This window comes from Pustulibacterium marinum, assembly GCF_900116665.1.
GTDB classification, from domain to species: domain Bacteria; phylum Bacteroidota; class Bacteroidia; order Flavobacteriales; family Flavobacteriaceae; genus Pustulibacterium; species Pustulibacterium marinum.
Genome location: NZ_FPBK01000002.1, coordinates 13676 through 28202, shown reverse-complemented (window position 1 = coordinate 28202; position 14527 = coordinate 13676). Strand labels below are relative to the sequence as shown.

At 35.1% G+C, this 14527-nt stretch carries 8 protein-coding genes; 6 read left to right on the top strand and 2 right to left on the bottom strand.

The annotated features are described in order from the left end of the window. Positions 1–137 precede the first annotated feature (137 nt). Entirely contained in the window at positions 138–1628 is a 1491-nt protein-coding gene (locus BM383_RS04630) for an acyl-CoA dehydrogenase family protein (RefSeq protein WP_093024055.1), read from the top strand. Positions 1629–1689: 61 nt separating this feature from the next. Here BM383_RS04630 and BM383_RS04625 read toward each other — a convergent pair whose 3' ends face one another. After that, the gene (locus BM383_RS04625; RefSeq protein ID WP_093023506.1) at positions 1690–2817 is read right to left on the bottom strand and encodes a 5-methyltetrahydropteroyltriglutamate--homocysteine S-methyltransferase; all 1128 of its coding nucleotides are present in this window, start codon (positions 2815–2817) and stop codon (positions 1690–1692) included. Between the two features lie 160 nt (positions 2818–2977). Here BM383_RS04625 and BM383_RS04620 point away from each other — a divergent pair, with 160 nt between their 5' ends. Both BM383_RS04620 and BM383_RS04615 read left to right on the top strand, forming a co-directional pair. After that, positions 2978–3442: an Lrp/AsnC family transcriptional regulator gene (locus BM383_RS04620; protein ID WP_093023504.1), complete on the top strand. Its 465-nt coding sequence runs from the start codon at positions 2978–2980 to the stop codon at positions 3440–3442. Between the two features lie 70 nt (positions 3443–3512). Next, a complete protein-coding gene (locus BM383_RS04615; protein WP_093023502.1) occupies positions 3513–4757 on the top strand; it encodes an ABC transporter permease in 1245 nt (414 codons plus the stop codon). Positions 4758–4767: 10 nt separating this feature from the next. On the opposite strand, the gene BM383_RS04610 is transcribed toward BM383_RS04615, so the two are convergent. Continuing rightward, positions 4768–5232 carry a DUF6495 family protein gene (locus tag BM383_RS04610; RefSeq protein WP_093023500.1) on the bottom strand — a complete coding sequence of 155 codons (465 nt, stop codon included), beginning with the start codon at positions 5230–5232 and terminating at the stop codon, positions 4768–4770. 91 nt (positions 5233–5323) lie between these two features. Here BM383_RS04610 and BM383_RS04605 point away from each other — a divergent pair, with 91 nt between their 5' ends. The 3 genes from BM383_RS04605 (at position 5324) to BM383_RS04595 (ending at position 14390) form a co-directional block, all read left to right on the top strand. Continuing rightward, entirely contained in the window at positions 5324–7090 is a 1767-nt protein-coding gene (locus BM383_RS04605) for a T9SS type B sorting domain-containing protein (protein ID WP_093023497.1), read from the top strand. Positions 7091–7155: 65 nt separating this feature from the next. Then, the gene (locus BM383_RS04600; RefSeq protein WP_093023495.1) at positions 7156–9459 is read left to right on the top strand and encodes a T9SS type B sorting domain-containing protein; all 2304 of its coding nucleotides are present in this window, start codon (positions 7156–7158) and stop codon (positions 9457–9459) included. Between the two features lie 116 nt (positions 9460–9575). Continuing rightward, on the top strand, positions 9576–14390 hold the full coding sequence (locus BM383_RS04595) for a T9SS type B sorting domain-containing protein (RefSeq protein ID WP_093023493.1): 4815 nt from the start codon (positions 9576–9578) through the stop codon (positions 14388–14390). The last annotated feature ends 137 nt before the right edge of the window (positions 14391–14527 follow it).

Sequence of the window (14527 nt, the reverse complement as noted above, 5' to 3'; positions counted from 1 at the left end):
TAATCTTAAAAAATGATATTTTACTTAAACTTAAAATCCTATCTTGCAGCGCAGTAAAACATGACCATAACTAAAGTGCTTTTAGTTCTTTTTTAAAATTGATTAACGTAAAGCAAATTAGAAACATAACACAATATATGAAAGAAGATTTTAGTGATTTTATTGATAGGTTTCGTAAAAGACTCCACACCCTTTTTAATCAGGAAGAGAATATCAACGAGCTAAGTATGAGCCGTGGATTGCCTGATAAAGTGTGGAACGAAATCATGAAATTGAACCCTTTATCTGTTGCAGTTCCTACCGAATTTGGAGGACGTGGTATGGAAGTAAAAGAATGTTTAAGCGTGCTATCTGCCGCTTCTTACGAGTCTCTACCATTGTCACTTACTTTTGGTATCAACATTGCTCTTTTCTTGGAGCCTATTGCAAAATATGGACACATAGATATCAAAGCTCCAATCTTTGATAAATTCATGAACAAGCAAGCCATGGGCGGTTTAATGATTACCGAACCAGATTTTGGTAGTGATGCTTTGAACATGCAAACATCCTATGTTGAAAAAGAAGATAGTTTCTTTTTAAAAGGAAAAAAACACTGGCAAGGACTTACAGGAATGGCTGATTATTGGATCGTTGCCGCTCGTAAAAAATCTGAATCCGGTGATTTAGCAAGAGATATTGAGTTTTTTGTAACAGATGACAGCAAACCAGAACAAAAAATTCCGGTAGATGAATATTATAACAATCTAGGATTATACATGATTCCTTATGGTTTAAATGATATTGATTTAACCGTTCCTAAAAATCAAAAATTACAACAGCCACGTACCGGTATCAAAATGATGCTAGACATTTTGCACAGAAGTCGTTTACAGTTTCCAGGAATGGGAATGGGCTTTTTGCAAAGAATGCTGGACGAAGCTTTAACTCATTGTGATAACAGAATCGTTAGCGGACAGAAATTGTCTCAGTTAGATTCAGTAAAATTCCAACTTTCAAGAATTCAATCTTCCTATACGCTATGTTCTGGAATGTGTGCTCGTAGTTCTTCTATGAGTGGTATTGAACACGAAGTTTCAGGAAATGGTTTAGAAGCCAATAGTATGAAAGCTTTGGTAACAGATTTAATGCAAGAAGCAGCTCAAATTTGTGTGCAATTAAACGGTTCTAGCGGCTATAAATTAGACAATATTGCAGGACGTGGAATTGTAGACAGTAGACCTTTCCAGATTTTTGAAGGATCCAACGAAATGCTGTATACACAAATTGCAGAAGGATGTGTAAAATTAATGAAACGAAGCAAGCAAACTAAACTTGCTGATTTCTTAACCGATATGGAACGTACTGCTTTAGTAGCTCCAAGATTCAAAAAACATCTTCAATTTACCTTACCAGATAGTCTTGCACAACGCCAATTGGTAGTTATAGGTAAAGTAATTGCTCGTTTGGTTTGTTTACAATATGTTGCTGAAATGCACGACAAAGGATTCAGAAATGATCTTTATGAAAACTGCGCAAAGCACATGGAAATGGACGTAAAACAACTAGTTTCTGATCTTGAAGATTATAATAATGCAGAACCTATCATGGATTACAGAGATAAATCAGATTGGATGCAATTCATTTAATCAACAATCATAAGTAAAAAAAGCAGCTTCAATAAAAGCTGCTTTTTTTTTTTGACACTATTTAAGCACCCCAAACTTCTTCTGCAATTTCTTTGATCAGCTTGATTTTGGTCCACTGCTCCTCTTCTGTCAATAAATTTCCTTCTTCAGTAGAAGCAAATCCACATTGAGGACTTAAATATAAATTTTCCAAAGGAACATACTCACTCGCCTCATTAATTCGCTTTATGATAGCTTCTTTATTTTCTAGAGTAGCTTCTTTAGAAGACACCAAACCAAGAACCACTTTTTTACCTGGTGATAATTTTGCTAACGGAGAAAAATCACCAGCTCGGTCAGTATCAAATTCCAAATAATAAGCGTTCACCAATTCCTCACCAAATAGTTTTTCGGCTACTCTTTCATAACCGCCAGAAGCTGCCCAGGTAGATTTAAAATTTCCACGACAAACATGTGTGTTCACGGTTAGATCTTCTGGCAAACCTTTCAAAACTTCGTTGTTTAAAGACAAATACAGTGCTATCAAATCTTCCGGATTGTAATCAGAATTTGAAACCATTGTAGTCCAGAAATCCTTATCACACAGCATTCCCCACGTACAATCATCTAATTGTAAATTTCTACAACCTTTAGCATACAATGCCAAAATAAAATCACGATACGCCTTGATAAGATCTTTTTTAAGTGCTTCCACGTCCTCATACACTTCATGGGCAGCCTGGGCATTTTCTCCTCTAAACAGTTCTGCATAACATTGCGCAGGTGCAGGAATGGTTTGGCGTGCTACAGCTTCACCCTCTCCTATTTGTTCCTTTAAAAAATCGAAATGGGCTAAAAAAGGATGATCTGTAAATCTAATTTTCCCGGTTACTCTCGCAGATTCCGCTCTAGACTCTACACCTTGGAATTTATAGCCTTCATCTAGCACTACTTTATCAATTCCGTCAAAATACCAGAAAAAATCAAGATGCCACCAAGACCTGCGAAATTCACCATCTGTTATGGCTTTTAATCCTAAAGAACGCTGTTTCTCTATTAATTTGATAATTTCTTCGTCTTCTATTTTCTGAAGTGATTCCTGAGAAATATTTCCTTGTTCAAAAGCTTGTCGAGCTTCTTTTAAAACTTTAGGTCTTAAAAAACTTCCTACAGTATCTGCTCTAAAAGGAGCATTTGAAATACTACACATATATTTAAATTTATAGGTTATTACTCCTACAAAATTACCATCGACAAAATATAATTCTTACCTAACCTATAAATGAAGTAAATAAAACTAATCAATACATTAAAACAGAATTTAATACTTTTACCAAAACTAAATCAATCATCAAACAGAAAAATATTCTATGGAAAACTTAGATAATACCGACTTACAACTTCTGAAAATACTTCATGAAAATTCAAATTTTACTACAAAAGAGCTTGCTGCAAAAGTAAACCTATCACCATCACCGGTTTTTGAACGCATCAAACGTTTAGAAAAAAATGGCTATATAGAAAAATACATCGCCATTTTGAATGCTGAAAAATTGAATCAAGGCTTTCTAGTTTTCTGTAATATCAAACTAAAAAAACATGATAAGAATATAGGAAACGATTTTGTGGCCGATATTTTGAAAATTGAAGAAGTAGTAGAGTGTTTTAATATCTCAGGTGACTTTGATTTTCTGCTCAAAGTACATGTGAAAGACATGAAAGCCTATCAAGACTTTGTATTCAACAAACTGGGAGAAGTAAAAAGTATTGGAAGTACGCAAAGTACTTTTGTAATGGCTCAAATTAAGAACTCTTACGGCGTTGGAATTCTATAAATATTGTCTCTAAATTTTTGTACCTATTATTTTGTAACAAAATGAAACTGTTAGAGTCTTATAAAACGTTATGAAGTTTACACAGGTCTCCGAAAACATTAAAATAGCCTTTGACGCTATTAAAAGTCAGGCATTACGAACCATTTTAACCGTAATGATTATTTCTTTGGGAATTACCGCTTTGGTTGGGATTCTTAGTATTGTTTCTGCTTTAGAAAATACACTTTCCAGCGATTTTGCTTCCATGGGAGCCAATACGTTCAATTTAAGCAGATATGATACCGATTTTAGAGCACAGGGATCTGGAGAAACTCAAAAAATAAATCCTATAATATCATACGCACAAGCTTCTGACTTCAAGGAAAAATTCACAACACCTTTTGCCCAAACATCCGTTTCATTTTATGGAACTTCAACAGCAGAAGTAAAATATGAAAGTGAAAAAACAGATCCAGAAGTATCTGTCATTGGAGCAGATGAAAACTTTATTAGCAATAGCGGATTAGAAATTGAAGATGGTCGTGATTTTTATCCTACAGACATTTCAAACAATGTAAATGTATGCGTTTTAGGATCTTCATTCAGAGATAAATTATTTAAGGACATCAACCCAATTGGAAAAATAATAAGCATTCGCGGTAATAAATTTAAAGTAATTGGTATTCTGAAGGAAAAAGGTTCCACTTTTGGTAATAACCAAGATAACCGCGTTATTATTCCGTTGCAACTTGCAAGGTCTATCTACACCCTTGCCAATGTTAATTATTCTGTAAGCGTACGTATTTCCAAAAAAGAATTTTTAAATAGTTCTATAGACAATGCAATTATTACGTTTAGAAATATTAGAGGTTTGAGTCCTATTGAAGATTCTAATTTCGGGATTCGAAGATCAGATGATTTGATCAATCGAATTGGAAATATTACCGGCGGACTTACGTTTGCAGGAGCTATTATTGGATTCATAACTATTTTTGGTTCATCCATAGCATTGCTAAATATAATGCTGGTTTCAGTGACAGAAAGAACACGAGAAATAGGCATTAGAAAAGCATTGGGAGCCAAAAAAATTTCTATCGTACTTCAATTTTTTGTAGAAACTGCTTTAGTGGCTCAATTAGGTGCTTTGGTAGGAATCACTTTTGGAGTAATCATAGGCTTCTATGTTTCTAAAATCGCAGGTTTTGACTTTATTATTCCTTGGTCCGCAGCAGTATGGGCTATTGTCATTTCAGCTATTGTTGCTATTATTTCAGGAGTTTATCCAGCTATCAAAGCTGCAAAACTAGATCCGGTAGAAGCACTTCGTTATGAATAACAAGAAAGATTTAAATCAACTGAGAGAAGAACGTGTAATAATCTCCTTTTGAAATACTACCTCCTTGTTGAATTAACTCAAATATTTCTTGATTTCTATCTTCAGATAGTTTTTTAGTGGCTTGAAAAACCTCAACACTCTCCTGTTGATAATTATCTAAAACCCATTGCATGCCCTCTTGAGTTGTGCAATCTATTTGCGCTTTAGTTTTAAGAACAATTAAACGTATTTGCTGTTCTTGAATTTGAAAAAGAAACACGCTTTGAGCATCTATTTTGTCTATATATTCAACTTTACTCAGAACTTTTTCCCAAACCAAATCACTAAACACATCTAATTCTTGCTCCGCTACTTCTGGTTTTTCTGTTTTTAGTTCTTTCCACTCTTCAGCCGTGATTTGCTGCGCTGCCAAAAAAGTGGCAAACTCTTCGTGCATTTCCTCTAACTGCTCCTTTGTAAGTCGTGTATACTTCATGCTTAAAAATTCGAATTGCGAAAATATACATTTCTATGGATTCTAGCACTCCCTAGGTTTTTATTATCTTTAGAGTTTCTAATCAAAATCCATGTTTACAACCTTAAAAAGAGCATGTTTTATATTGATATTATTTTCTTGTTCAGCCTACGCTCAAGACGTATCCCTTTACGAACAATTTAACGGCAGATACGACTTTCATACCATTGGAAATACTTTAAACGTAGGCGAAAATGGCTCCAACATAAACTGCGAAATTCTTACGTCTTCTAGTGCTACTTTATCCCTAGAAGAAGGTACTTTGGTAGAAGCTGCATATTTATATTGGGCCGGTTCAGGCACCGGAGATTTTGATGTACAACTGAACAACACCCCTATTACTGCTTCGCGTACTTTTAGTGATGCTTTGGACGAAACCCGCGTATTTTTCGCTGCTTTTGCCGACGTTACAACACTTGTACAAAATACGGGAAATGGAAACTATACTCTTTCCAATCTTGACCTTACAGGAGTAATTTCTCCTTATTGTCCAACAGGGACCAATTTTGGTGGCTGGGCAATAGTGTGTGTCATAAAAAATGAAAACTTCCCTCTACAACAAGTGAATGTTTATGATGGTTTACAGCATGTTCCCAATAGTATTAACATTCAACTCAACGGCTTGAATGTTTACGATAATGAGGCTGCAAAAATTGGATTTTTAGCTTGGGAAGGAGATGCCGGAATTAGCGTTAATGAGACACTGAGCATTAACTCAATACCTGTAAGCAACAATCTAAATCCAGTTGATAATGCCTTTAACGGAACAAATTCCTTCACCAATAGTAGCAATCTCTACAATATGGATATTGATTACTATGACCTAGAAGATTTCATAGCCATAGGCGATACCAGCCTATCCATTTCTTTAACCTCCGGACAAGATTTTGTGATGGTGAACAATATAGTTACAGTTTTAGCTAGTATTTTACCCGATGCTACAGTTACTGTGAATAGTACATTGTTGAATTGTGACAGCAGACTGGTACAACTAGATTTTTCTGTATGGAATACAGACGGTACCGCACCTATCCCTGTAAACACAACCATTGATATATATGCTGATAGTGTGCTTCTTGAAACCTTAGCAACCGATAGTGAAATAGCCATTGACGAATCATTATCTTTCACTACACTTTTAAACATCCCTGAAACTATTCCCGATAATTTTTCACTAGAAATTGTAGTGGATGAAACAAATGTTATAGCAGAAATTGAAGACAATAATAACAGTACTGCAACAGAGATTTCATTCATGAATCCACCGGAAATTGTTCCTTTAACAAATTTAGAAGGTTGTGATATGGGTTATGACGTGGCGATATTTAATTTAGAGGAAGCGCTAGAAAATACTACAAACACAGCTACTTTCAATGGATTTTATCTTTCTGAAACAGATGCTGAACTGGGAATTAACGAAATTACAAATAGCAGCAGCTATCAAAATACAAACCAGCCACAAACCATTTACTACCGGTATGACAATACCTATTGCTACACCATTGATAGTTTTGAGATCAAAGCGATAAATTGTCCGCCCAATATTCCACAAGGATTTTCGCCAAACAATGACGGTATAAACGATACTTTTTACATTGAAAACCTTTGGAATGTGTATAATCAATTTAGTTTATTGATATACAACAGATATGGATACCTGGTTTACAAAGGCAATCAAAGCACTCCACCATGGAACGGAATTGCTACCGAAGGCACTTTTAAAGACCAACCTTTACCTACAGGAACCTATTTCTATGTATTAAAACTGCAAGATGAGCTTTACAGAAATTATACAGGATGGGTGTATTTAAATAAGTAACTCATATTTAACAACTTCTAATTCAGAAAGAATAGTACCTTTGCACCCCCTATTTTTGAAAAGGCATGAAGTATTTTTTATTGATATTACTAATTAGTTTCAGCTTAGCAAATGCACAATCTATAACAACGGATGCAAACAGCTATACTCCTCAAGAACTTATTGAAGATATCTTAATTAATAGTAGTTGTATTGAAAACATCAATGTAACCAATGCAGTAAGTGGAGATTTTGGCGCTTCCATGAAAAGTTATGGTTACTTTAACGCCACAGGAACTGATTTTCCTTTTGAAAGTGGAATTGTGATGAGTACAGGACGACTAGATAATGTACCAGGGCCTAATAATTCTTTGTCAGATGATGATGCTGCCAATTGGGGAAGTGACGCAGATCTTAATTCTATTCTAGATATCAACAATACCACAAATGCTACGGTTCTGGAGTTTGATTTTACTCCAAATGCAAATACCATAAAGTTCAATTATATTTTCGCTTCGGAAGAATATCAAGAAGGTAATAGCAACACCTGTATATATTCAGATGTATTCGCTTTCTTGATAAAACCTGAAAATGGTGATTATACCAACATAGCTGTAGTCCCAGGAACCAATACACCTGTGCAAGTAACCACAGTTCACCCGGAAATACCAGGCGGATGTAGTGCTGAAAACGAGAACTACTTTGGATCGTTTAACAATAACAATGTTCCCATAAACTTTAATGGACAAACAGCTGTACTCACAGCAGAAGCTACTGTAACACCCAATACTACTTACCATATTAAATTGGTAATCGCTGACGAGCAAAACTATCGATATGATTCTGCCGTTTTCTTGGAAGCCGAAAGTTTTGACATCTCTGCGGAATTAGGAATGGATCATACCATTGAAAATGGAAATCCACTATGTGACGATGAAACGTTTTTACTTACTCCTGAATTCATTCAAAATGCACAATCATTCTCATGGTATTTAGATGGAAATTTGATATCTGGAGAAAATGAATCATCCTTGGAAATTGATCAAGCAGGTACATACAGTGTTCAGGTAATTTTAGAAAGTGGTTGTATTGCTAATGACGAAGTAGTTATAGAATACGCCGAGAGTGCAGCTGTGGAAAATACAATACTAACACAATGTGATGATGATAATGATGGTCTCACAGTTTACAATCTTCATAATGCAGATCCTGCAATTACAGGCAATAACCAAAACATACAAATTACTGGCTATTATCTTTCCCTATACAATGCTGAAAACGAAAACTACCCAATAGCCAATCCAGATGCGTTTTACAATGCCAGCCCAGGACAAATAGTGTATGCTGCTGTAGCAAACCAATTTGGATGTAGTGCTATAGCATCTATTGAACTCTCTACAGTGTCCAATGAAATACCAACCATTACCTTAACGGAATGTGACGATCAAGATAACGATGGTTTTGCCAGCTTCTCTTTATCGGATAGCGAACAAATTATTGCAACATATGTATCAGCCCAATTTGACATTCACTATTTTGAATCTGTAGAAGATGCTATACTTTATAATAATGAATTGAGCAGCACTACCTATATAAATAATGTAGCTAATCAACAAACCATATACGCTAGAGTGCAAACTGATACAGGTTGTTACGGTATAGTTTCCATTGTTCTGGTTGTTAACAGGGCACCAGCTATAGGAGAGGATCAGGAAATTATCTATTGTGAAAATACGTATCCAGCATCAATAACACTATATTCTGGTTTACAAGGCAATACATCTAACTTTGAATTTCTTTGGAATACGGGAGCTACAACTCCAACTATACACATCAACGAAGCTGGTAGCTATTCTGTAGAAGTTACTAATAACAACGGATGTAGTGCTACGAGAAATTTCAATGTTCTTACATCTTCTCTGCCAAATATATCTTATGACATTACAGGAAATGTTGGCAACTACAATGTGACGATTACGGCCGAAGGATCTGGAAACTACCTGTATAGTATTGATGAGCAATCATTTGACATTGAAAATACATTTTTTCAGGTTTCACCAGGAGAACATACAATTTACGTAACAGATACCAACGGATGCGGAACAGCAGAAATTACTTTCTATATTATTGATTTCCCTAACTATTTCACTCCGAATAATGATGGCGTAAATGATACTTGGAATGTGCTATACAATAACAACTATTCATCGGCCATTCAATACATCGAAATATTTGATAGATACGGAAAATTGATCACCATTTTATCTCCTCAATCCGCTGGTTGGGATGGTACATTCAACGGACTTAAATTACCATCCGACGACTATTGGTTTTCTGTTCATCTACAGGAAAACATCGTTTATCGGCGAAATTTTTCGTTAAAACGCTAATTTTAAGTTTGCGTATCTTATTTTTTTATATATTTGTCATACCCAAATTAATTATTAACCTACTTAAAAAAGTTACGGGTGATTCCCCAAATTACTTGTAACAGACATAATGGTGTATGAGAACAAAGCTACTTTTGGCTTTAACTGTATTATTATCTATTACAGTTAAGGCGCAACAGGTAATTGTTGACAGTGAAATGACTCCGGAAGAGTTAATCGAAGATGTACTTTTCCAAGGATGTATTGAAATTTCTAATGTTTCCTCTCCAATCAACGGAAACATTAATGGACTCAATAGCTTCGGCTATTTTCAAAAAAGCAACTCTAATTTTCCTTTTGAAGACGGACTGGTTTTAACTACAGGAAATGCCAACAGCACGGGCAATTCCTTTAACACAACACCACTAAACGAAGGAGAAACAAGTTGGGGATCGGATCCCGATCTAGAAGAAGTACTTGGCGTGTCAAGTACCATGAACACTACTGTAATAGAGTTTGATTTTATTACAGCTTCTAACAATATCAGCTTCAACTATATTCTAGCGTCAGAAGAATATTTGAACGATTATCCATGTAATTACTCAGATAGTTTTGCGTTTTTGATTAAACCATCTGATAATTCTGCACCCTATACCAACATAACGTTAGTACCAGATACAGACACTCCTGTTTCTACTCAAAACATTCGTCCGGAAATTGTTGGTTTTTGTGGAGCTCTTAACCAAGAGTATTTTGATGGATTCAATGTTGGAGATACTAATTACAATGGTAGAACCGCTGTATTAACTGCACAAACTACCATACAGCCAAACGTTTCTTATCACATTAAACTAGCCATCGCTGATCAATTTGACGAAAATTTTGATTCTGCAGTTTTTATTGAAGGAAATACATTTTCTACACAAGTAGATCTTGGAGATGTTGTAAATACATGTAACGATGTTTACGAGTTAAATACAGGAATTGATAATTCTGAAGCAGTATTTTCATGGAGCTTTGAAGGTAATCCACTCCCGTTCACAACTCCATCAATCACAGCTACGGAATCTGGCACATATAGTGTAAGCGTTAGTGTACCTTACGCTTCTTCCATCTGTGAAATTGAAGACGCTGTAGTTGTCAACTTAAATGGTGTTGAAGATTCATCACCTGTAACAGATCTTGAAGTATGTGAGCAAACAAACAATATACTCCCTACTACATTTGATTTAACTTTAAAAAACGAAGAATTGTCAGCATCGGTACCGTTTGAGAACGCTACCATTACCTATTATATATCTGAAGAAGATGCTCTAAATAATGATAATAGTATTACCAACTATTCTGGTACTACTCCTACAACTATTTGGGCAAAAATTCAAGATCCAATTTCTCAGTGTATTGCCTACAATAGTTTTGATCTTATTTTAAATACTCCACCAGTTTTACTTGAGCCAGACAATCTTCTTGTTTGTGATGATGATAATGATGGGCATGCATATTTTGAACTTTCTGAAGCAGGAAACCAAGCGACTTCATACAATAGTAATTTATCTATAAGCTATTATACTTCATTAGGAAATGCTGTAGATGAGCAAGAAGCTATAGAGAGTTATTATCAAAATGTTTCCAATCCACAAACTATTTACATCAAAGCAACAAATAATGATACAGGATGTTCTTCTATTACAACAGTAACCTTGGAAATAGGTACTGGTCCAGAACTTTTGAACAGCACTTTGGAAATTGACGCCTGTGATCCAGAAGCAAACGGCTATACAACCTTTAACTTGAATGATCAAATTGATGAAATTGTTGCCAATTCAGAAAACTACACTGTAGAATTTTATCTTTCTGAAATCAATGCCATCAACGGCGAATACCCTATCATTGATCCTACAAACTTTTCTAACACTTCTCAATATGAGCAAATAGTGTATGCAAAAGTAATTAATCCAGAAACTGGTTGCTATACCATAGCCACGCTATACACATATAGTGCTATGATAGATAGTGAAACCAATACATCTCCTTATCAAATTTGTGACGACGAGTCGGGAGATGGTGTTGAACAATTTGATTTGAACAATCTGGAAGCTTATATCGTTGGTGAACTGGAAGATGTTTCTGTAACATTTTTTACCTCGGAAGAAGATCAAGCTAACAATGAGAATGCACTTGACAAAGAGCAACCTTACATGAACACTTCAAACCCTCAAACTTTATATCTATTAGTTCAAAAAGAGGATGCATGTGGTATGTTAAAGGAAATTAATATTGAAGTTACTCCTTATTTTTCTATAAACAATATTAGCTCTCAAACTGTTTGTGATACCGATGGTGATGCTATAGCTAGTGTAACTACCAATCAATTTAACGATGTTATTAGTGATGGTAATAACTATAATGTGGTTTATTTTTTAACAGAAAATGATGCTTTGGACAACACAAACCCAATTACAGAATTTGTAAACACCTCTAACCCACAAGAAATATGGGCAACGGTTTCAAATAGTAGCGGAAGCTGTAGTGACATTATCCATTTTGAAATTGAAGTATTACCTGCTCCCGAAACCAACACCGTTAGCGATATTTATATTTGTGATGATGACAATGACGGTTTATACACGGTAAATCTAACATCTGTTGAAAGTCAACTATTAAATAACAGCAATGGCGTAACAGTTGATTATTACACAAATCAAGAAGACGCTACAGCAGGAACAAATGCAGTGGAAAATCCTTCCTCTTTTGAAACAAGTACTACCGAAATATATGCGGTAACCACAAGTAATACTACTGGTTGTGAAAGTGTACAAATGTTCACCATTTACGTAGCGTTTTTCCCAGAATTAACAGACAATGCAGACTTTATGCTTTGTGAAGGTGATGGCAACGAAACAGAAGCTTTCTTCTTAGAAGATTATGACACTACAATTCTAAATAATGAAGAAGGAATGTTTGTCACTTATTTTGAGACAGCAACCGACGCTTACAATAATACAAATGCCATAAACAAATCAAGTGGTTATGAAAATACTGCTAATCCACAAACCTTGTATGCTCGACGTCAAAGTGAGTTTGATAATAGCTGCTTTGCTGTGGATCCAATCACTATTTCAGTAAATAGTTATCCTGTTTTTGATGATCCACAAGATTTATCACTTTGTGACGATATATCTAATGATGGTTTTGAAACGTTTGACTTGAATTTGGCCATAGATGAAATGAATATTGACACCTCATCTTACGAGGTTAGTTTTCACGTATCTCAAAACGATGCTAACAGTGGTACAAATGAATTGCCATTAACTTTTACCAATACAGTAAACCCACAAACCATTTGGGCAAAGATTGCTACTCCAGAAGGCTGTTACGAAGCAGTCTCCTTCAAGTTAAATGTAGTTCACGTAGGACTTATTAATACTCCGAGCCCAATAAGTTATTGTGATGATGATTATAATGGTTATGAGTATGTAGATCTCACTTCCGATGATGTAGACGTTCTAATGATTAGACAAAATGAAATTTCATTAACCTATTATGAAACGGAGGAAGCCGCCATCAATGAAACAAATGCTATTGCAGATCCTGTGCATTACCAAGTGAATACAAACGAAACTACTACCGTTTATATTGTTGCAACCAACAACATAAGTGGATGCTCTCTTTATGTACCTTTGGAAGTAACTATTTATGAAACTCCACAATTTGTTGAAGAGAACAATTTTAACATATGTCAAGACAATGTTTCTCAAATAGATTTGCAAACTTTAAATGAACTGACTTTAGAGAACACAGAAGGTGTTTCAGTTAGCTACTTCACTTCTCTTACAAATGCCGAAAGCAATACAAATGCTATTTCCAACACGTATAATATTTCAAGCGTAGGAGTTCAAACATTATACGCTAGAGCTACCAATTCAAATGGCTGTTTTGCTATTGGGGAAGTAAATTTTCAGGTATTCCAAAATCCTATTGCATACGAAGCAGCAGATTTAAGAACTTGTACCAATGAAGTAGTTTCAGAATTCGATTTAACTATACAACTTACCACAATTTTAGGAACTCAAGATCCTAGCTTATTTTCTGTAGAACTTTTCCTAAGCGCAGACGAAGCTAATACAAATACCAATGCTATAGAAAATCTTGTTGCGTATGAAGCATATGACAACGAAACTATTTATGCGCGTGTCACCAATACTCAAACAGGCTGCTATAGTATTTCAACTTTCATGATTCATCTAGATCCATACCCAATAATTCCTATTACAGATGATTTTGTATTGTGTTTAAATGATCCTTTAATTATAGCAGATGCTTATACGGGAAATGATATGGACACCTACGAGTGGTCTACAGGAGCAACAACACCTGAAATAGAAATTACAGAAACAGGCATCTATTCTGTTACAGTCACTTCTGAACGAGGATGCGCTACTACTAAATATTTTGGAGTTACAGAATCTGAATCAGCTTCTATCACAAACATTGAAACTGTAAGTTTTTCAGACAACAATACAATTATGGTAACTGCTGAAGGAATAGGAAATTACATGTATTCACTTGATGGTGGAACTCCACAAACTTCCAATGTTTTTGAGAACGTTCAAATTGGTTATCATCATGTTGAAGTTGTAGATATTAATGGATGTTCAGGAACAGTATCTACAGATATAGCTGTACTTGGCTTTCCAAAATACTTCACACCAAACGGAGATGGTGTAAATGATCACTGGAATGTTTTTGGATTTGAAACTTTAAAAACTTCTTATGTTTCCATTTTTGACAGATATGGTAAACTTTTAAAAATTATAAAACCAGGGGATGCCGGATGGGACGGAAGATTAAACGGTTCTGAATTACCTTCCACAGATTACTGGTTTAAGGCTGAAATAAATGACGTTGATGAACCATTTGAAGCCCAAGGGCATTTCACCTTAAAAAGATAGTTACATCTCATACACCACGTAACTAGTTGAGTGCACCTAACAATTGGAGTTAGGTGCATTCTTTTTTTTGATACCTAGCAACATTCTGTCAAGATCGCAGCATATTGTTAAAAAAAGTAAAAAATTCATATATTTAC

Excerpts from the sequence above, each read along its gene's own strand:
- BM383_RS04630 (WP_093024055.1), top strand. The coding sequence starts at position 138 with ATGAAAGAAGATTTTAGTGATTTTATTGATAGGTTTCGTAAAAGACTC.
- BM383_RS04625 (WP_093023506.1), bottom strand. The coding sequence starts at position 2,817 with ATGTGTAGTATTTCAAATGCTCCTTTTAGAGCAGATACTGTAGGAAGT.
- BM383_RS04620 (WP_093023504.1), top strand. The coding sequence starts at position 2,978 with ATGGAAAACTTAGATAATACCGACTTACAACTTCTGAAAATACTTCAT.
- BM383_RS04615 (WP_093023502.1), top strand. The coding sequence starts at position 3,513 with ATGAAGTTTACACAGGTCTCCGAAAACATTAAAATAGCCTTTGACGCT.
- BM383_RS04610 (WP_093023500.1), bottom strand. The coding sequence starts at position 5,232 with ATGAAGTATACACGACTTACAAAGGAGCAGTTAGAGGAAATGCACGAA.
- BM383_RS04605 (WP_093023497.1), top strand. The coding sequence starts at position 5,324 with ATGTTTACAACCTTAAAAAGAGCATGTTTTATATTGATATTATTTTCT.
- BM383_RS04600 (WP_093023495.1), top strand. The coding sequence starts at position 7,156 with ATGAAGTATTTTTTATTGATATTACTAATTAGTTTCAGCTTAGCAAAT.
- BM383_RS04595 (WP_093023493.1), top strand. The coding sequence starts at position 9,576 with ATGAGAACAAAGCTACTTTTGGCTTTAACTGTATTATTATCTATTACA.